Genomic DNA, 19,353 nt, shown 5'->3' on the forward strand with positions numbered 1-19,353 from the left:
GGGATGCAGGCAGAGGTACGTCGAGGAGGAGAAGGCACACGTGGACGCCGAGCTGACCAACAAGAGCCGGGACGCGATCAACGCGGCCAGCAACAGGGCCGTGACCGAGGGGCACCCGGACCTCACCCCCGCTCACCTGCTGCTGGCTCTGCTCCAGGGGCAGGACAACGAGAACATCACCGACCTGCTCGCCGCCGTCGACGCCGACCAGGCCGCCGTGCGCGCCGGGACGGAGAAGCTCCTCGCCTCGCTGCCCAGCGTGACCGGCTCCACGGTCGCGCCCCCGCAGCCCAACCGCGAGCTGCTGGCCGTGATCGCGGACGCGGGCGAGCGGGCGAAGGACCTCGGCGACGAGTACCTGTCGACCGAACACCTGCTCATCGGGGTCGCCGCCAAGGGCGGGGCCGCCGGTGAGCTGCTGAGGCGCCAGGGCGCCGAGGCGAAGAAGCTGCTGGAGGCCTTCAAGAAGGCCAGGGGAGGACGCCGCGTGACCACCGCCGACCCGGAGGGCCAGTACAAGGCCCTGGAGAAGTTCGGCACCGACTTCACCGCCGCCGCCCGCGAGGGCCGGCTCGACCCGGTCATCGGCCGGGACCAGGAGATCCGGCGGGTCGTGCAGGTGCTGAGCCGCCGTACGAAGAACAACCCCGTCCTCATCGGCGAGCCGGGCGTCGGCAAGACCGCCGTCGTGGAGGGGCTCGCCCAGCGCATCGTCAAGGGCGACGTGCCCGAGTCGCTGAAGGACAAGCGGCTGGTCGCGCTCGACCTCGGCGCGATGGTCGCCGGCGCCAAGTACCGCGGCGAGTTCGAGGAGCGACTGAAGGCCGTGCTCGCCGAGATCAAGGACTCCGACGGGCAGATCATCACCTTCATCGACGAGCTGCACACGGTCGTCGGCGCGGGCGCGGGCGGCGACTCCGCGATGGACGCGGGCAACATGCTCAAGCCGATGCTCGCCCGCGGTGAGCTGCGCATGGTCGGCGCCACCACCCTGGACGAGTACCGGGAGCGGATCGAGAAGGACCCCGCCCTGGAGCGCCGCTTCCAGCAGGTGCTGGTCGCCGAGCCGACCGTCGAGGACACCATCGCGATCCTGCGCGGCCTCAAGGGCCGCTACGAGGCCCACCACAAGGTGCAGATCGCGGACAGCGCCCTGGTGGCCGCCGCGACCCTCTCCGACCGCTACATCACCTCCCGCTTCCTGCCCGACAAGGCCATCGACCTGGTGGACGAGGCGGCCTCCCGGCTGCGCATGGAGATCGACTCCTCGCCGGTCGAGATCGACGAACTCCAGCGCTCCGTCGACCGGTTGAAGATGGAGGAGCTGGCGATCGGCAAGGAGACCGACCCCGCCTCGCTCGCCCGGCTGGAGAAGCTGCGCCGCGACCTCGCCGACCGGGAGGAGGAGCTGCGGGGGCTGACCGCCCGCTGGGAGAAGGAGAAGCAGTCCCTCAACCGGGTCGGTGAGCTGAAGGAGAAGCTGGACGACCTGCGCGGCCAGGCCGAACGCGCCCAGCGCGACGGCGACTTCGACAAGGCCGCCAAGCTGCTCTACGGCGAGATCCCGCAGCTGGAGAAGGAGCTGGAGGCCGCCTCCGAGGCCGAGGAGGAGGCCGCCAGGGACACCATGGTCAAGGAGGAGGTCGGAGCCGACGACATCGCCGACGTCGTCGGGGCCTGGACCGGCATCCCCGCCGGCCGCCTGCTGGAGGGCGAGACGCAGAAGCTGCTGCGCATGGAGGACGAGCTGGGCAAGCGGCTCATCGGCCAGAGCGAGGCCGTGCGCGCGGTCAGCGACTCGGTACGGCGCTCCCGGGCCGGCATCGCCGACCCCGACCGGCCCACCGGATCGTTCCTCTTCCTCGGTCCCACCGGCGTCGGCAAGACCGAACTGGCCAAGGCGCTCGCCGACTTCCTCTTCGACGACGAGCGGGCCATGGTGCGCATCGACATGTCGGAGTACGGCGAGAAGCACAGCGTGGCCCGGCTGGTCGGCGCCCCTCCCGGGTACGTCGGCTACGAGGAGGGCGGCCAGCTCACCGAGGCGGTGCGCAGGCGCCCGTACAGCGTGGTGCTCCTGGACGAGGTGGAGAAGGCCCACCCGGAGGTCTTCGACATCCTGCTCCAGGTGCTGGACGACGGCCGCCTGACGGACGGCCAGGGCCGCACCGTCGACTTCCGCAACACCATCCTGGTGCTCACCTCCAACCTGGGCAGCCAGTTCCTGGTCGACCCGGTGGCGAGCGAGGCGGAGAAGAAGGAGCAGGTGCTGGAGGTCGTACGGGCCTCCTTCAAGCCGGAGTTCCTCAACCGGCTGGACGACCTGGTGGTGTTCTCCGCGCTGACCAAGCCGGAGCTGGAGCGGATCGCGGGGCTCCAGATCGCCCGGCTCGGCAAGCGGCTCGCCGAGCGCCGGCTCACCCTGGACGTCACGCCCGAGGCGCTGGCCTGGCTGGCGGAGGAGGGCATGGACCCGGCGTACGGCGCCCGGCCGCTGCGCCGCCTGGTGCAGACCGCGATCGGCGACCGGCTCGCCCGGGAGATCCTCTCCGGCGAGATCAAGGACGGCGACACGGTCCGCGTGGACCGCTTCGGCGAGGGGCTGCTGGTGGGCCCGGCGACCGGCAAGACGCTGTGACGCTCACTCGGTGAAGGCCGCGAAGCGTACGAGGGCCCGGTCCGGGCCCTCGTACGTGACGTTCACCGTCACCGCGTCGGCGTAGGCGCCCGGGGGCGGCGGTATCTCGGGCGACTCCATGTTCACGCAGAGGTCGGCGCCGGGGTCGCACAGGTCGGTGCCGGGCTTCGGACCGTACGGATAGGTCTCCGACAGCCACGCGCGTACGTCCGTACGGGGCATCCGGAACTCGGCGTGATACGTCGTGTCCATCCAGCTCTGCACGGTGCACCGCGTGTCGTACGCCTTCTCCGGCAGCTTCCCGCCGCCGAACTTCAGCGCCCGCGCGCACGACACCTTCTCCGGCGCCCCGCCCAGCGGATAGTCCGAGGTCGCGGCCCGGACCACGGTCACGACCACCCAGACCAGCACCAGCGCGGGGACCGCCAGGATCGCCGCGAGCAGCCACCATCTGGTCCGTCCCCGCGCCGCCACGCCAGCCCCCGTCCGTTCACCGGTCCGCCGCACGGGCAGCGGATCATGTCAGCCAAAGACTGACAGGCCCCGTCAGGGCTTGCCACCCCCCTCCCCGCATGGGGGAGGATGGCGGGATCCGTACGAAGGGAAAAACACGGTGAGCATCGACCCGTCCTCGATTCCGAACTTCGGGGGCCAGCCCGAGCCGCAGCCCCAGGGACCGGCCGGCCCCGTCCTCCCGGACCAGGACCTCGTGAAGCAGCTCCTGGAGCAGATGGAGCTGAAGTACGTCGTCGACGAGGAGGGTGACCTCGCGGCGCCCTGGGAGCAGTTCCGCACCTACTTCATGTTCCGCGGGGAGGCCGAGCACGCGGTCTTCTCGGTGCGGACCTTCTACGACCGTCCGCACCAGATCGAGGACAAGGCCCAGCTCCTCGAGTCGGTGGACGACTGGAACCGCCGCACCCTGTGGCCCAAGGTCTACACCCACACCCACGACGACGGCACGGTCCGCCTCATCGGCGAGGCCCAGATGCTGATCGGCACCGGCGTCGACATCAACCACTTCGTCTCCTCGACGGTCAGCTGGGTGCGGGCCGCGATCGAGTTCGACAAGTGGCTGGTCGAGCAGCTGGGCCTGGAGCAGGAGGTCGACGGGGCCGAGAAGCCGGAGGACGGCGAGGCCGGCCCCGACTCCGAGCCCGGCTCCGGGGAGTAACCCCCGCCGAGTCCGCTACAGCGGCGCGTGCCCCAGCACCAGCAGGTACGCGCCGTAGAGATACGACAGCCCGGCCAGGGCCGCGACCACCACGGCCGCGTGCCAGGGCCGGGCTTTCGCCGCGCGCACCAGCGCGCGGGCCGGCGGCAGCAGCAGCGGGAAGGCCGGCAGCAGGAAGCGCGGCTTGGACTCGAAGATGCCCGATCCGCCGAGCACGACCAGCAGCAGCACCCCGCTGTAGACCAGCAGCGGCAGCGGCGGCCGGTCCAGGACCAGCAGCACGAAGAGCACCACCCCCACGGCCACCAGCAGCAGCGCGATCGGGAACACCACCCGGCCGCCGTGCAGCAGCAGGGTGCGCACGAAGCGCAGCGAGCCGTGCCCGAGGTCGAACCGCGAGCCCCAGCGCGCCTGCACGTCGAAGTAGCCGCCCAGCAGATCGCCCCGGCGGTGCCCGACCCACAGCAGGAACCCGGTCCAGCCGAGCGGGGCGAGCGCGGCGCCCGTCCACAGCCTGTGGGAAACCCGGCCGCGCCGCCGCCACGCCTCGCAGCCGGCCGCGGCGAGCACGGCGGCGGCCACCGCGAACCCGTTCGGCCGCGCGAGCCCGGCGAGCGCCGCCAGGGTCCCCGCCCACAGCCAGCGCCCGGTCAGCGCCGCGTACAGCGACCACGCGGCGCACGCGGCGAGCACCGGCTCCGTGTACGCCATCGACAGCACCACCGAGTGCGGCAGCAGCCCCCACAGCAGCACCAGCGCGAGGCCCACGGGCCGTCCGTACAGCAGCGACCCCACCGCGTACACGCCCGCCGCCGCCACCAGCGCCGCCGTCCAGGACACCAGCAGCCCGGCCGCGCCCCCGCCGAGCGTGCTCACCTCGCGCACCGCCCGCACCAGCGCCGGATACAGCGGGAAGAACGCCAGATCGCTGTAACCGTGCCGGCCCAGGGCATGGCCGTACCCGTGCGCCGCGATGCCCAGGTACCAGACGGAGTCCCAGGAGCGGCCCAGCAGGGCGAGGACGGGCCGTCCGGCGGCCCCGGAGAGCAGGGTGAGCACGACCGCGCCGGCGAGCCGCGCGCCGAGGAACAGTCCTACGGCGACGCCGCTCGCCCTGAGCAGGGAGGCGCGGGCGCGCTCCCCGGGCGCATGTCCGGGTGCGGTGACGGGCGGAGCGAGAACGGTGCCGGCATGGGTCACACCTCCGCACTGTGCAAGGATCCGCCCCCGGATGCGAGCAGGGCACGGCCAACCGGCGGCAAGCCGTCCCTCACATGGCCCGCAAGCGCTCCGCCGCCTCGCGCAGCACGTCCTCGCGCTTGCAGAACGCGAAGCGCACGAACGGGGCGCCCGCCTCGCGGTCGTCGTAGAAGACGGCGTTGGGGATGGCCACCACGCCGGCGCGTTCGGGCAGGGCGCGGCAGAAGGCGAAGCCGTCCTTCTCGCCGAGGGGGCGGATGTCGGTGGTGACGAAGTAGGTGCCGGCGGGGCGGAACACCTCGAAGCCGGCCGCCGTGAGGCCGGCCGACAGGATGTCCCGGCGTTCCCGCATGGAGCGGCGGAAGGCGTCGTAGTAGGAGTCGGGCAGGGCGAGGGCCTCGGCGACCGCGTACTGGAAGGGGCCGGAGGAGACGTAGGTGAGGAACTGCTTGGCCGCGCGGACCGCGCTGACCAGGGCGGGTGCGGCGGTCACCCAGCCGACCTTCCAGCCCGTGAAGGAGTACGTCTTGCCGGCCGAGCCGATGGTCACCGTGCGCTCGCGCATCCCCGGGAAGGTGGCGAGCGGGAGGTGCTCGGCGTCGTCGAACACCAGGTGTTCGTACACCTCGTCCGTCACCACCAGCAGGTCCCGTTCCACCGCGAGGTCGGCGATCGCGGCCAGTTCGGCCCGGGTGAGGACCGTGCCGGTCGGGTTGTGCGGGGTGTTGACCAGCAGGAGGCGGGTCCGGTCGGTGACGGCGGCGCGCAGCTCGTCCAGGTCGAGGCGGAAGCTGCCCTCGTGCGGGCGCAGGGTGACCGGCACCCGGCGGCCGCCCGCCAGCGCGATGCTCGCCGCGTAGGAGTCGTAGTACGGCTCCAGGGCCACCACCTCGTCGCCCGGCTCCAGCAGTGCCAGCAGCGCGGCCGCGACGGCCTCGGTGGCGCCCGCGGTCACCAGCACCTCGGTGTCGGGGTCGTACGACAGCCCGTACCGGCGCTCCTGGTGCGCGGCGATCGCGGTGCGCAGCTCGGGGACGCCGGGGCCCGGCGGGTACTGGTTGCCGCGCCCGTCGCGCAGCGCCCGCACGGCCGCCTCCCTGACCTCCTCGGGGCCGTCGGTGTCGGGGAAGCCCTGGCCCAGGTTGATCGACCCGGTGGCGACGGCGAGGGCGGACATCTCCGCGAAGATCGTCGTACCGAACTCGGCGAGCCTGCGGTTCAGGAGGGGGCGCGCGGTGGAGGTCATGGCGGCCATCCTGCGCCCAAGCTCTGGAGTTCCTCAACTCCGCTTTGACGGTCGCCGCGGGCGGGCATCCCCGGAGCACCGCGCGCGGCGCGGGAAGGAACGAGGCGCCCGACGGGGGGTCGCTTCGGGCAACCGGAAGAGGGTGGCGCCATGGATCCGTTCATCATCTGGCTCGGCAGTGTGTTCGTCGTGTTCCTGCTCCTCGCGCTGGTGTCCGACAGGCGTGGCACGCGGGGCAGGGGCAAGGGCCGGGGCATGGGCAGGGGGACGCGCAGAAGCAGGATCGGGAGCGGGGGAGCGGCCGGCAGCGCAGGCAGCAGCTGGTGGGCGGGGGACTCCGGCTCGTCGTCGGGCGGGCACCACGGGAGCCACGGGAGTCACCACGGCGGGCACTCCTCCTGCGGCGGCGGGGGGCACTCGGGGCACTCCTGCGGCGGGCACTCCTCGTGCGGCGGCGGGTCGTCGTGCGGCGGCGGCTCGTCCTGCGGGAGCAGCTGAGAGGGGCGCGCCCGATGCCGTCGGTGGTCCCGGGCGGTCGAGGAGCGCTTGAGGGGAGCCGGCGACGGCTTCGGTCCACCGCCGGGCTCGGGCCGTCCTCCCGCGGCGGGCCGGCCCGTCCCCGCGGTCCGGCCGCACCGGGTGACGGGCACGCCCCCGGCAGTGGTCGGCAGGCGCGGGGGATCACGGTTCAGCCGTGGGCGATGGACTGCTCGATGAGGGCCACCGTGGCGCGGGGATCGTCGACCTCGATGACGAGGCGGTCGTAGCTTTCGGCGTCGGCGAGTTCGATGACGACCGCCTTGTCCGGGTTCTTCACGTCCCAGAAGAGGCGTTCACCGTGGTGGCGGAAGCGGCCGGCGGTGATCACGCCGGGGAAGTAGGTGCCGGCGACGCGGATGCCCTTCGGTTCGCGGGCGATGCCGGGGTCGTGGGTGGCGCCGCGTACGTGGGCGAGGGGGATTTCCAGGCGGCTCTTGAGAGTCCAGAGCTTGTCGAGGCCCTGGAACTCGGCGGTGAGCAGGCCGCGTTCGCGGTCGACGGAGATCAGGGCCATGTCAGTGCTCCTTGGGTGCGGCCGGCTGGGCGCGCAGGCGTAGGCGGGTACCGAGGACGGTGGAGGCGAGTCGGGGGGCGGCGTCACCGTGGGAGGGGCGCAGGGCGTCCTCCAGCGCGGTGATGCCCTCCGCGACCAGAGCGGCGACCTCTGGGTCGTGGGGGGCGCGTTCGGCGGCGGCGAGGAGCAGGAGTCCGGCGGCCGGGCCGCTGTCGTACGAGGCGATGGCCGCCGTCAGCGCCTGTGCGGGGTCGGTGAGGGTGGCGATGGCGGCGCTGGTCGGGTGGATCTCGTGGTCGAGGTGGTTGCGCAGCGCGGTCAGGTGCAGGCCCCGTTTGGAGCCGAAGACCTTGTAGAGACTGCCCCGGTGGACGCCGGTGGCCGTGACCAGGTCGTCCACCGAGGTGCCCTCGTAGCCGCGGGCGGCGAAGAGGGCGGCCGCGGTACTGACGGCCTGATCCGTGTCGAAGGCGCGTGGTCGTCCCATGGCCGTGACCGTACGCGATTAAAGAACGATCAGTCAAGAACGAACGTTCTTTTATGCCCCGCGCAGGGGGCCGGTCTCCGTGTCCGCGCCCGGCGTGCGCCGTGGTGGAACAGTTGAGCTGTGAGCCCCCCGACGGATGGAAAGCCCCCGAAGTTGGGTAAAAACGCTGTGGCGGCCCCTGTGTTCATGATTCCCTCTAAAACGCCAATGCAGCCAACGCAGCCCCCAGGACGTCTCGCAGACGCCTCGTACCGGCCGGGCCGGCCGGGCTGACACGGCCTCTCCCCTCATTTGCGTGTTAGCGGAGCCGATCCATGCTCACGACCCTGAACACCAGTTACACCGATACGCGCGCTGCCGACCTCGCCTGGGCCCTCGGGCGCGAACCGCTTCCCGCCCTGGCCACCCTCGACCTCGAACTGACCGGTGCGAAGCTCCAGTTGAGACTGCTCGGCGCCTCCCACCAGGTCCTCCTGGAGGAGGAGCGCGGCCTGTGCTCCGAGACGGTGGCCTGCATCCCCGGCTCCAGCACCCCGCTGCCGCTCGGCGTCGCCAAGCGCGTCGGCGCATGGGAGTACGAGTTCGCGGCGCGCGTCGAGATGCTCACTCCCGGCTCCTTCGCGGGCCGCGCCCAGGAACTGCTCGCCCTCGTCTCCGAGCACCCGCACGGGCTCGCCGGCGTCTTCCCGGGCAGTCCGCACGCGTTCACCGCGATGCTGGCCCAGCGGCACGACGACCATGTGCACTGGCGCACCTGGCACGCCTACCCGCAGGACGGCCAACTCGTCGCCACCCGCACCCGGGTGGGCGCGCGGGCGCGGAACCGGCAGCACCGCCAGGAGGCTGACGCGGCCTGAGTCCGCGCGGCGAGTCCGCGCGGCGATACGCGGCGGCGCCCGTGGGGCGCGGACCGCCGGCGCCCGTGCGGCGCGAACCGGAGGACGCCCGGCCGGTACCGGCCGCCGGCGCGGCATAAACCTGGATGGGGTCAACTGCTCCCAGATCCACACCTGTGGGTGACGAAGCGCACCCGTCGTGTGACGTAACGTCGCAGAGTGATCGAACCGCAGGCCCCCGCGCCACCGGGCGCCCCGCCCTCCCGGACCGGTCCCGGCCGCCTCCCCGTCCGGCCCGGCGCCGGGCGGTTCCTGGTCCTCGGGTGCGTCTTCGTGTGCGCGGCCTGCGGACTCGTGTACGAACTCGAACTCGTCGCGTTCGCCTCGTACTTGATCGGCGACTCGGTCACCCAGGCATCCGTCGTGCTGTCCGTGATGGTGTTCGCGATGGGCATCGGATCGCTCGGCGCCAAACGGCTGCGCCGGCACACGGCCGTCGGCTTCGGCGCCGTCGAGACGCTCCTCGCGCTCGTCGGCGGGTGCAGCGCGATGGTCCTGTACGCCGTGTTCGCCTGGACCGGCGGCTGGGGCGGGCTGTGGGCCGAGGGCCCGCGCTTGCTCCTGGTCGCCTTCTCGCTCGCCATCGGCCTGCTCATCGGCGCCGAGGTCCCGCTCCTGATGGAGCTGATCCAGCGCGTCCGCAGACAGGACGCGCCCGCCGCCGTGGCCGACCTGTTCGCCGCGGACTACGTCGGCGCCCTCGTCGGCGGCCTGGCCTTCCCCTTCGTCCTCCTGCCGTTCTTCGGCCAGTTGACCGGCGCGCTGCTCACCGGCACGGTCAACGTCGTGGCGGGCGGCGCCCTCGTCCTCGGCCTCTTCCGGCGCGACCTGACCCGCCGCGCCCGCTGGACCCTGCTCCTCGCCGGCGCCCTCGTCCTCGGCGTCCTCGCCTCGGCCGCCGCCCTGTCCGCCGACTTCGAACGCGCCGCGCGCCGCGCGGTGTACGGCGCGGACGTCCGGGTCGCCGTGCGGACCGGGACGCAGGAGGTCGTCCTCGCCGGCGGCACCGACGGCCGCCCCCTCGACCTCTACCTCGACGGCCGGCTGCGCGTCGGCGGCCGGGACTCCCGCCGCTACCACGAGGCCCTGGTGCGCCCCGCCCTCACCGGACCGCACGCCCGCGTCCTGGTCCTCGGCGGCGGCGACGGCCTCGCCGCCCGCGAGGTGCTGCGCCATCCCGGGGTGCGCCGCGTCGAGATCGTCGAACCCGACCCCGGACTCGCCCGGTTGGCCCGCCGCGACCCCGGCCTGACCGCCGCCAACGGCCACGTCTACGCCGACCCCCGCGTCCACCTCAGCACCGCCGACGCCCTCGGCTGGCTGCGCACCGCGCCCGCGGCCTCGTACGACGTCGTGATCGCGGACCTCCCCGATCCCGGCATCACCGCCGGCGCCAAGCTGTACTCCGAGGAGTTCTACGGCCTCACCCGCCGCGCGCTCGCCCCCGGCGGCCGGCTCGTCGTGCACGCGGGCCCCCTCGCCGGCCGCCCCCGCGTCTTCTGGACGGTCGCCGCGACCCTGCGCGCCGCCCGCTTCACCGCCACCGCCTACCGCGTCCCCGGTCGCGGCCCCGGCTTCCCGGCGGGCCCCTGCCGCTCGGTCGGCGCGCGGGAGGCCCCACGGGACTGGGGGTTCCTGCTGGCCGCCTCGGGCCGCACCGCCCCGCCCCTGCTCCTCGACCCCTCGACCCCCGCCGGCACCCTCACCCCGGCCGCCCTCGCGGCGGACCGGCGGGCGGCCGAGCGGACCCGGATCGGGGGGCTGCCCGCCTCCACCCTGATCCATCCGCGCTACTGAACGGCCGCCCGCGCATGTGCCGGTTCCGGGGAGGGTACGACCCGGCCGCTCCTGGGTAGGCTCAGCCGACATGGAGCACCAGGTCTTCGTCCCGGTCCCGGCCGACCGTCTCGCCACGGCACTCGCCGACCCCGCGCGCGTCGCCCGCGCCGTCCCCGGGCTCCAGCAGGACGCCGGCGCCCCGCCCGTGGCCGGCCGCCTCAAGTTGCGCGTCGGCGGACACTCCGTCACCTATCGGGGGACGGCACGGGTGCGCGCCCACGAGGACGGCACGTACACCGTCGAGGGCGACGCCACCGAGGCCCGCGGCACGGGCACGGTCAAGCTCGCCCTCACCCTGCGCCTCGCGGGCACCGAGGGCGGTACGGCCGTGACGGTCGAGGGCACGGCCGACGCGTCCGGCCGGATCGCGGAGCTTCCCGCGGAGACGGTGGTCTCGGCGGCGGCACGGCTGTTGACCCGGTTCCTGGAGGGGCTGGGGAAGGGCGCGCAGGAGCGGGAAGAGGCGCCGGAGGCCGGGCGCACGTCCGTCTTCGACACCGAGATTCCGCCATCCTCGCTGGACCCCGGCGCGGACGACGAGGACGGCGAGGAGGACGGCGAGCACGGCGAGGAGGACGCGACCGAGGACGCGGAGGGGCCCGCGGACGACTTCGCCGACACCGGCGTACCCCCGGCCGAGGCCGCGCACGCCCGGCGCACGATGATCGGCCGCAGCGCGGAGGAGGTCGACCACGCCCCGCCGCGCGGTCGCTATGCCCCGGTACCGGCCCCCCAGACCGTTTCGGCGAACCAGGCACTGAAGTGGGCGGCGCCGGCGGCGGCGTTGGCGGTGGCGTCGGCGATCGTGGTGGGGCGGGCACTGCGCAAACGCCGCTGAGCGGCGGGGCGCCCCGGTGGGGCGCGGGGGCCGTGTCCGACCGCGGCTTCCGCCGCGTGGGCGCGACAAGCCATCCACGGCCCGAAGCGGCGCTCGGCGTCCGGACACCCCAGTACTGTCGTCCCGTGAGTAACGAAGACATCACGCTGACCGCGGGTGACGCGGAGGTGATCGTGCGGCCCGGGAACGGCGGTCGCATCGGCGGGCTGCGGATCGGCGGCACACAACTGCTGCGGCAGGGCGACCGCTTCGGCTGTTTCCCCATGGTGCCCTGGGCCGGCCGCATCCGCGACGGCCGTTTCCTCGACGGCGGCATCGTCCGGCAGATGCCCCTCAACTCCCCGCCGCACGCCATCCACGGCACCGCCCGCGACGGCGCCTGGCGCACCGCGCGCGTCACGGAGCGCGAGGCGGTGATCACGCACGAGCTGACCGACCCCTGGCCGCACTCCGGCCGCGTCACGCAGATCGTGGCGCTCGCCGAGGACAGCCTGACGCTGACGATGTCCGTGGAGACGTACGACGACTCGTTCCCGGCGCAGATCGGCTGGCACCCCTGGTTCTGCCGCACCGTCGACGGCGCGGACGTGACCCTGGACTTCGCGCCCGCCTGGCAGGAGGAGCGCGGCGCCGACCACCTGCCCACCGGCAACCGCGTCGAGCCGGGGCCCGGCCCGTGGGACGACTGCTTCGGCATGCCCGGCGGGGTGGACGTCACGCTCACCTGGCCGCGGCGGCTGGAGCTGAGGGTGGCCAGCCGCGAGGAGTGGGTGGTCGTCTACGACGAGCAGGCCGAGGCCGTGTGCGTGGAGCCGCAGACCGGCCCGCCCAACGGCCTGAACACGCAGCCGCGCCTGGTCACGCCCCTGGAGCCGCTGGAGGCGACCACGATCTGGAGCTGGCGGCGCCTTTAAGCTGGGCCCCATGAGCGACGTACGCGCAGAGCTGCTTCAGCAGATCAAGGACAAGGCCGTGGTGCACGGCAAGGTGACCCTCTCCTCGGGCAAGGAAGCCGACTACTACATCGACCTCCGCCGGATCACGCTGGACGGCACGGCCGCGCCGCTGGTCGGTCAGGTCATGCTCGACCTGACCGCCGAACTGGACTTCGAGGCGGTCGGCGGCCTCACCCTGGGCGCCGACCCGGTCGCCACCGCAATGCTGCACGCCTCCGCCGCGCGCGGCAAGGTCCTGGACGCCTTCGTGGTGCGCAAGGCGGGCAAGGCGCACGGCCTCCAGCGTCGTATCGAGGGCGCCGAGGTCGAGGGCCGGCGTGTCCTGGCCGTCGAGGACACCTCCACCACCGGCGGCTCCGTGCTGACCGCGGTGGAGGCGCTGCGCGAGGCGGGCGCGGAGGTCGTCGCCGTCGCCACGATCGTGGACCGGGCCACCGGTGCCGCCGAGGCGATCGCCGAACAGGCGAACGTCCCGTACCTCTTCGCCTTCTCGAAGGATGAACTGGGTCTGGACTGACGCGCCCCTTTGACCTGGACTTGGAGCGCGTCGTCGGTTGCCCCCGGTCTGGAATGCTGTCTGGAAAGATGGGGGGCCGACGACGACGTCACCCACCAGGTCTAGGTCAGGGCCGTAGCAGAACCCACCCGCAACACAAGGAGCGGACAGATGCCCATCGCAACCCCCGAGGTCTACGCCGAGATGCTCGACCGGGCGAAGGCAGGCAAGTTCGCCTACCCGGCCATCAACGTCACCTCCAGCCAGACCCTGCACGCGGCGCTGCGCGGCTTCGCGGAGGCGGAGAGCGACGGCATCGTCCAGATCTCGACCGGTGGCGCCGAGTTCCTCGGTGGTCAGTACAGCAAGGACATGGTGACCGGCGCGGTCGCGCTGGCCGAGTTCGCGCACATCGTCGCCGAGAAGTACCCCGTCAACATCGCGCTGCACACCGACCACTGCCCGAAGGACAAGCTCGACGGGTACGTCCGTCCGCTGATCGCGGTCTCCGAGGAGCGCGTGAAGGCCGGGCGCGAGCCGCTGTTCCAGTCCCACATGTGGGACGGTTCCGCCGAGACCCTCGCCGACAACCTCGCCATCGCCCAGGAGCTGCTGGAGCGCACCCGCGCCGCCAAGATCATCCTGGAGGTGGAGATCACCCCGACCGGCGGTGAGGAGGACGGTGTCTCGCACGAGATCAACGACTCCCTGTACACCACGGTCGACGACGCGATCCGTACGGCGGAGGCGCTCGGCCTCGGCGAGAAGGGCCGCTACCTGCTGGCCGCGTCCTTCGGCAATGTGCACGGCGTCTACAAGCCGGGCAACGTCGTCCTGCGTCCCGAGCTGCTGAAGGAGCTCAGCGAGGGCGTGGCCGCGCGGTTCGGCAAGGAGTCCCCGTTCGACTTCGTCTTCCACGGCGGCTCCGGCTCCACCGAGCAGGAGATCCAGACCGCGCTGGAGAACGGCGTGGTCAAGATGAACCTGGACACCGACACCCAGTACGCGTTCACGCGTCCGGTCGCCGGTCACATGTTCGCGAACTACGACGGCGTCCTGAAGGTCGACGGCGAGGTCGGCAACAAGAAGGCCTACGACCCGCGCACCTGGGGCAAGCTGGCCGAGGCGAGCATGGCCGCGCGCGTCGTGGAGGCCACGCAGCACCTGCGCTCGGCGGGCAACAAGATCAAGTAAGCGGTAGGTCCGCACACCGCGCACGGCGGTCCCGGCGTTCGGCACGACCGAGCCGCGGGGGCCGCCGTACCGCTGTGTCCGCGCGCAGCGCCGCCGCACGCCGGTTATATGTGGGGGCATGCCCGAAGTCCGGATCGGCTCGTCCCGGGGCACGTGGATCCTGTTGACCACGGTGCTCGGCTCCAGCATGGCCATGCTGGACTCGACCGTGGTCAACGTGGCGCTGCCCCGCATCGGCCGTGAGCTGGACGCGAGCCTCGGCGCGCTCCAGTGGACCGTCAACGCGTACATGGTCACGCTGGCCGGGCTGATCCTGCTCGGCGGTTCCCTCGGCGACCGCTACGGACGCCGGAAGGTCTTCGTGCTCGGCGTCGTCTGGTTCGCCACCGCCTCCCTGCTGTGCGGCATCGCGCCGGACGCCGTGCTGCTGATCGCGGCGCGCGCCCTGCAGGGCGTCGGCGGGGCGCTGCTCACACCCGGCTCGCTCGCCCTGATCCAGGCGTCCTTCCACCCCGACGACCGCAGCCGGGCCGTCGGCCTGTGGTCCGGGTTCGGCGGGATCGGCGCGGCCGTCGGCCCCTTCCTGGGCGGCTGGCTGGTCTCCGGGCCCGGCTGGCGCTGGGTCTTCCTGCTCAACGTGCCGCTCGCCCTGCTGTGCGTGCCGGTGGCCCTGCGGCACGTGCCGGAGTCCGCCGACGAGGGCCCCCACGGCCGCTTCGACGTCCTCGGGGCGGTGCTGGGCGCGCTGTCCCTCGCGCTGCTGACGTACGCGCTCATCGAGGCGCAGGGGGGTACGGCGGCGGTGGTGGTGAGCGCGGTGCTCGGGCTCTGCGCGGCGGCCGCGTTCGTGTACGTCGAACGGCACCGCCCCGATCCCATGCTGCCGCCGGACGTCTTCGCCTCGCGCCAGTTCACCGCGGTCAACCTGGTCACGCTGTGCGTGTACGCGGCCTTCGGGGGCTTCTTCTTCCTCACCGCGCTCCAGTTGCAGGTGGCGGTCGGCTGGTCGCCGCTGGCCGCGGGCACGGCGCTGCTGCCGACCACCGTCCTGATGCTGCTGTTCTCCTCCGCGTCGGGCGCGCTGTCCGACCGTACGGGGCCGCGGTTGCCGCTCACCGTCGGACCGTTGCTGTGCGCGGTCGCGATGCTGCTGATGCTGCGCGTCGGGCCGGGCGCGAGCTACTGGGCCGACGTGCTCCCCGCGCTGCTGGTGATGGGCGCGGGCATGGTCACCCTCGTCGCGCCGCTGACCGCGACGGTCCTCGCCTCCGTCGACACCTCCCGCGCGGGCGTCGCCAGCGGCATCAACAACGCGGCGGCCCGTGCGGCGGGGCTGGTGGCGGTGGCGGCGCTTCCGCTGCTGGCGGGGATGGGCGCGGACGCGTACCGCTCGGCCACGGCCTTCGACGCCTCGTTCGACCGGGCGATGCCGATCTGCGCGGGGGTGCTGGTGGTGGGGGCGGGCCTTGCGTTCTTCCTGGTCAAGGGCCGCCCGGCGGCGGGGTGCCGACATCCCGAGCGGCATACGCACTGCTCGCTCACCGCGCCGCCGCTGGAGGGCGAGCGGAGCGGTTCGTAGCCGCCCCTTCGGGGTGCCGCCGGCCGAGGCGCTCGTACGCGAGACTGAACCCATGACCATTCACGAGAACCTGCTCGGCGGGCCGCCCCCGACCCACCTCCCCGACGACCCCGCACCCCGTGAGCAGCTGGCCGAGGGCACCGCGCCGGCGGACGTCGCCGCGCAGCACCCCACCTCCTCCCTCGCGTGGGCGCAGCTCGCCGACGACGCCTTCGCGCGCGGCTCGGTCGTGGAGTCGTACGCCTACGCCCGTACCGGCTACCACCGCGGCCTCGACGCCCTGCGCCGCAGCGGCTGGAAGGGCCACGGCCCCGTTCCCTGGGAGCACGAGCCCAACCGCGGCTTCCTGCGCGCCCTGCACGCCCTCGCCCGTGCCGCCCAGGCCATCGGCGAGCAGGACGAGTACGAGCGCTGCTCGCAGTTCCTGAAGGACTCCTCGCCCACCGCGGCCCAGACCCTCGGCTGAGCCCGGACACCGGCTGTCACCTGTGTGGCCCGTCTGGCAGCAGGCGGGCCTTGCCGTACCCGTGGTCATTGCGGAGGATGCGGTTGGGGACCGGGGCCCCCGTGCCGGCATCGGCAGGGGCGGACCGCTACCCGGAGCAACAACAGGAGACAGCGATGTCCCAACAGGCTCACCCCCACGAGGCCGCTGAGCCCGAGACCCCGCATCTCGACTTCGCGGGTACGACGCCGTACGAGGACTACGTCCGCGCGGACCTGCTGACCCACCTCCAGCACACCCTCTCGGACGACCCCGGCGAGATGGTCTTCCTGGTCACCACCCAGGTGATGGAGCTGTGGTTCACGGTGCTCGTGCACGAGTGGGAGACCGCGGCCAAGGCGCTGCGCTCGGACGACGTGCCCACCGCGATCGCCGCGCTCAAGCGTTCCGTGCGCGAGCTGGAGGCGCTGAACGCCTCCTGGATCCCGCTCGCCGGTCTCACCCCCGCCCAGTTCAACTCCTACCGCGGCGCCCTCGGCGAGGGCTCCGGCTTCCAGTCGGCGATGTACCGGCGCCTGGAGTTCCTGCTCGGCGAGAAGTCCGCGTCCATGCTCGTCCCGCACCGGGGCGCGCCCCGCGCCCACGCGGAACTGGAGAAGGCGCTGCACGAGCCCAGCCTCTACGACGAGGTGCTGCGGCTGCTGGCCCGCCGGGGCCACGCCATCCCGGACGACGTCCTCGACCGCGACGTCTCCCGGCGCCACGAGCCCGACGCGGCCGTCGAGCAGGCCTGGGCCGCCGTCTACTCAGGGGACCAGGACGGCGAACTCGTCCGTCTCGGCGAGGCGTTGACCGATGTCGCCGAGCTGGTGTGGCGCTGGCGCAACGACCATCTCGTGGCCACCCGCCGCGCGATGGGCGCCAAGGCCGGCACGGGCGGCTCCGCCGGGGTGGCCTGGCTGGAGAAGCGCGCCCGCAAGAACGTGTTCCCCGAGCTGTGGACGGCGCGGTCCCATGTCTGAACTCAACCTGAGGGCCGAGGAGCTGGACGCGGCGGACGGACTCGCGCCGCTGCGTTCCCGGTTCGTCCTCGACGACGTGGTCTACCTGGACGGCAACTCCCTCGGCGCGCTGCCCGCGCACGTCCCCGACCGGCTCGCGGACGTCGTGCGCCGCGAGTGGGGTGAACTGCGCATCCGCTCCTGGGAGGAGAGCGGCTGGTGGACGGCGCCGGAGCGGATCGGCGAGCGGATCGCTCCGCTGGTCGGGGCGGCGCCGGGGCAGGTCGTGGTCGGCGACTCCACCAGCGTCAACGTGTTCAAGGCGGTCGTGGCCGCGGCGCGGATGGCGGGGGAGGACCGTACCGAGATCCTGGTGGACGCGACCACGTTCCCCACGGACGGGTACGTCGCCGAGTCGGCGGCACGGCTGACCGGCCGCACCCTGCGCGCGGTGACGCCCGCGCGGGTGCCGGACGCGCTCGGGCCCCGGACGGCGGCGGTGCTGCTCAACCACGTCGACTACCGCACCGGCCGGCTGCACGACCTGCCGTCGCTCACCGCCGCGATCCATGCCGCGGGGGCCCTCGCGGTGTGGGACCTGTGCCACAGCGCGGGCGCGCTGCCGGTGGGGCTCGACGAGCACGGGGTGGACCTCGCGGTCGGCTGCACGTACAAGTACCTGAACGGCGGGCCCGGTTCGCCGGCGTTCCTCTACGTCCGCCGCGCGGCGCAGTCCCGCTTCGACTCCCCGCTGCCCGGCTGGAACTCCCACGCCGACCCCTTCGGCATGAGCCCGTCGTACGATCCGGCGCCGGGCGCGGTGCGCGGGCGCGTCGGTACGCCGGACATCCTCTCCATGCTGGCGTTGGAGGCGGCGCTGGACGTCTGGGAGGGCGTGCAGGTCGGCGCCGTCCGCGCGAAGTCGCTCGCGCTGACGGACTTCTTCCTGGAGTGCGTGGCGGAGTACGCCGGGGACCGCGTGGAATCCGTGACCCCGGTCGCCCACGAAGAGCGCGGCAGCCAGGTCTCGCTGCGCTGCGAGGACGCGGGCGAGGTCATGAAGAAGCTGATCGCGGCGGGCGTCGTGGGCGACTTCCGGCCCCCGGACGTGCTCCGCTTCGGCTTCACCCCGCTCTACACGAGCTTCGCGGACGCGGAGCGGGCGGCGAGGGTCCTGGCGACGGTTCTGAGGGGCTAGCCGCCCACCGTCCTCGTCCGCGGTCGCGACGGCGGCCTCGCGCGGTTCCCCGCACCCCAGGGGAGCCGCGCGACCGCCGGCCGCGGGCGGCGCCCCGCAGGCGCCGGCGAGCGGACCCCGCCCCGCGTCGACGCACGTCACCCGCCTGATACCGTTCCCCGCCAACGGCCGACGAAGACCCCCACCGGTCCGCCGCACCAAGAACGTTCCGTCGTTGAGAGGTTGGAGCATGCCGGACGACGCCGCCGCAGCCCGCGCCGCCGCCGAAGAGGAGTCGGCCTTCTCGCACACCCCGGTCGACCCCGACGCCACCGCCCCCTACGGCACCCACCCCGACCAGGTGATCGACTTCTACGCGCCCCGCACCGCGCAGGGCGCCTCCGCCCCCCTGGTCGTCCTCCTGCACGGCGGCGCCTGGCGCGCGCGCTACGACCGCCGTCACGTGACGCCCCTCGCGGACTTCCTGGCGCGCAAGGGCTTCGCCGTGGCCAACGTCGAGTACCGGCGCGGCGGCGAGGCCCCCGCCGAGGGCCGGACCCCGCCCGCCGGCCGCTGGCCCGACACCTTCGACGACGTCGCCGCGGCCCTGGACGCCCTCCCGGCACTGGCCCGCGAGGCGGTCCCGGGGGCCGACGCCCGCCGTACCGTCCTCACCGGCCACTCCGCGGGCGGCCACCTCGCCCTGTGGGCCGCCGCGCGCCACGTGCTGCCCCAGGACTCCCCCTGGCGCATACCCGAAGCCGCCCCCCTGCGCGGCGTCGTCGCCCTCGCCCCGATCGCCGACTTCACGGTGGCGGAGGAGCTGGACGTGTGCGAGAACGCCTCGCTCCAACTCCTGGGCGGAAACGACCACTTCGAGGAGAGGCGACCGTACGCCGATCCCGCCCTGCTCCTCCCGACGGGCATCGCCACCACCCTCGTACAGGGGCGTGCGGACCTGGTCGTGCCGCAGGCGGTCGGCGAGGCGTACGCCGAGGCCGCCGCCAGGGCGGGGGAGATGGTGGGCCTGACGCTGCTGGAGGACGTGGGGCACTTCCCGCTCATCGACCCGGCCGCCGACGCCTGCGCCGTCGTCGCGGAGGAGATCGCCCAGCTCGCCTGGTGAGCGACCC

18 protein-coding genes are annotated in these 19,353 nt (G+C 73.4%); 13 read left to right on the forward strand and 5 right to left on the reverse strand.

All coding sequences use genetic code 11. The features are described 5' to 3' along the window. The first annotated feature begins 40 nt into the window (after positions 1–40). Positions 41–2,638, forward strand: a complete 2,598-nt coding sequence (gene clpB, locus QSK45_RS14815) for an ATP-dependent chaperone ClpB (protein WP_285556886.1) — start codon at positions 41–43, stop codon at positions 2,636–2,638. Between the two features lie 3 nt (positions 2,639–2,641). Here the strand turns inward: clpB and QSK45_RS14820 are convergent, their stop codons facing one another. Further along, positions 2,642–3,112 carry a hypothetical protein gene (locus QSK45_RS14820; RefSeq protein ID WP_285556888.1) on the reverse strand — a complete coding sequence of 157 codons (471 nt, stop codon included), beginning with the start codon at positions 3,110–3,112 and terminating at the stop codon, positions 2,642–2,644. Between the two features lie 139 nt (positions 3,113–3,251). On the opposite strand from QSK45_RS14820, the gene QSK45_RS14825 reads away from it, so the two are divergent. Continuing rightward, entirely contained in the window at positions 3,252–3,812 is a 561-nt protein-coding gene (locus QSK45_RS14825; RefSeq protein WP_285556890.1) for a type III secretion system chaperone family protein, read from the forward strand. Between the two features lie 15 nt (positions 3,813–3,827). On the opposite strand, the gene QSK45_RS14830 is transcribed toward QSK45_RS14825, so the two are convergent. From QSK45_RS14830 to QSK45_RS14845, 4 genes are all read right to left on the reverse strand, one after another. Beyond that, positions 3,828–5,012, reverse strand: a complete 1,185-nt coding sequence (locus tag QSK45_RS14830; RefSeq protein WP_490993570.1) for a hypothetical protein — start codon at positions 5,010–5,012, stop codon at positions 3,828–3,830. Between the two features lie 70 nt (positions 5,013–5,082). Beyond that, positions 5,083–6,267, reverse strand: a complete 1,185-nt coding sequence (locus tag QSK45_RS14835; protein ID WP_285556892.1) for a pyridoxal phosphate-dependent aminotransferase — start codon at positions 6,265–6,267, stop codon at positions 5,083–5,085. Positions 6,268–6,946: 679 nt separating this feature from the next. After that, complete coding sequence (locus QSK45_RS14840; protein WP_285556894.1) at positions 6,947–7,312, reverse strand: hypothetical protein; 366 nt, start codon at positions 7,310–7,312, stop codon at positions 6,947–6,949. A gap of 1 nt (position 7,313) precedes the next feature. Beyond that, on the reverse strand, positions 7,314–7,799 hold the full coding sequence (locus QSK45_RS14845) for a TetR/AcrR family transcriptional regulator (protein ID WP_285556895.1): 486 nt from the start codon (positions 7,797–7,799) through the stop codon (positions 7,314–7,316). A 314-nt stretch (positions 7,800–8,113) separates the two neighbouring features. On the opposite strand from QSK45_RS14845, the gene QSK45_RS14850 reads away from it, so the two are divergent. The 11 genes from QSK45_RS14850 (at position 8,114) to QSK45_RS14900 (ending at position 19,346) form a co-directional block, all read left to right on the forward strand. Then, the gene (locus QSK45_RS14850) at positions 8,114–8,656 is read left to right on the forward strand and encodes a DUF2617 family protein (RefSeq protein ID WP_285556897.1); all 543 of its coding nucleotides are present in this window, start codon (positions 8,114–8,116) and stop codon (positions 8,654–8,656) included. A gap of 198 nt (positions 8,657–8,854) precedes the next feature. After that, complete coding sequence (locus tag QSK45_RS14855; RefSeq protein ID WP_285556899.1) at positions 8,855–10,492, forward strand: polyamine aminopropyltransferase; 1,638 nt, start codon at positions 8,855–8,857, stop codon at positions 10,490–10,492. Positions 10,493–10,562: 70 nt separating this feature from the next. Next, on the forward strand, positions 10,563–11,372 hold the full coding sequence (locus QSK45_RS14860; RefSeq protein ID WP_285556900.1) for an SRPBCC family protein: 810 nt from the start codon (positions 10,563–10,565) through the stop codon (positions 11,370–11,372). Positions 11,373–11,497: 125 nt separating this feature from the next. Next, positions 11,498–12,286, forward strand: coding sequence for an aldose epimerase family protein (locus QSK45_RS14865; protein ID WP_285556901.1), 789 nt, complete (start codon positions 11,498–11,500; stop codon positions 12,284–12,286). Between the two features lie 10 nt (positions 12,287–12,296). After that, entirely contained in the window at positions 12,297–12,845 is a 549-nt protein-coding gene (gene pyrE, locus QSK45_RS14870) for an orotate phosphoribosyltransferase (protein WP_285556903.1), read from the forward strand. Positions 12,846–12,995: 150 nt separating this feature from the next. Next, entirely contained in the window at positions 12,996–14,018 is a 1,023-nt protein-coding gene (gene fbaA / locus QSK45_RS14875) for a class II fructose-bisphosphate aldolase (protein WP_285556905.1), read from the forward strand. A gap of 118 nt (positions 14,019–14,136) precedes the next feature. Next, entirely contained in the window at positions 14,137–15,597 is a 1,461-nt protein-coding gene (locus QSK45_RS14880) for an MFS transporter (RefSeq protein ID WP_285556907.1), read from the forward strand. A 52-nt stretch (positions 15,598–15,649) separates the two neighbouring features. Then, positions 15,650–16,063, forward strand: coding sequence for a DUF3151 domain-containing protein (locus QSK45_RS14885; protein WP_285556909.1), 414 nt, complete (start codon positions 15,650–15,652; stop codon positions 16,061–16,063). A gap of 155 nt (positions 16,064–16,218) precedes the next feature. Beyond that, positions 16,219–17,064, forward strand: coding sequence for a tryptophan 2,3-dioxygenase family protein (locus QSK45_RS14890; protein ID WP_285556911.1), 846 nt, complete (start codon positions 16,219–16,221; stop codon positions 17,062–17,064). Next, positions 17,057–18,241: a kynureninase gene (kynU, locus tag QSK45_RS14895; RefSeq protein WP_285556912.1), complete on the forward strand. Its 1,185-nt coding sequence runs from the start codon at positions 17,057–17,059 to the stop codon at positions 18,239–18,241. The genes QSK45_RS14890 and kynU overlap by 8 nt, the downstream gene beginning before the upstream one ends. 229 nt (positions 18,242–18,470) lie before the next feature. Then, the gene (locus QSK45_RS14900; protein WP_285556913.1) at positions 18,471–19,346 is read left to right on the forward strand and encodes an alpha/beta hydrolase; all 876 of its coding nucleotides are present in this window, start codon (positions 18,471–18,473) and stop codon (positions 19,344–19,346) included. Positions 19,347–19,353: the final 7 nt, after the last annotated feature.

This window comes from Streptomyces hygroscopicus subsp. hygroscopicus (genome assembly GCF_030269125.1).
Lineage (GTDB): Bacteria > Actinomycetota > Actinomycetes > Streptomycetales > Streptomycetaceae > Streptomyces > Streptomyces hygroscopicus_C.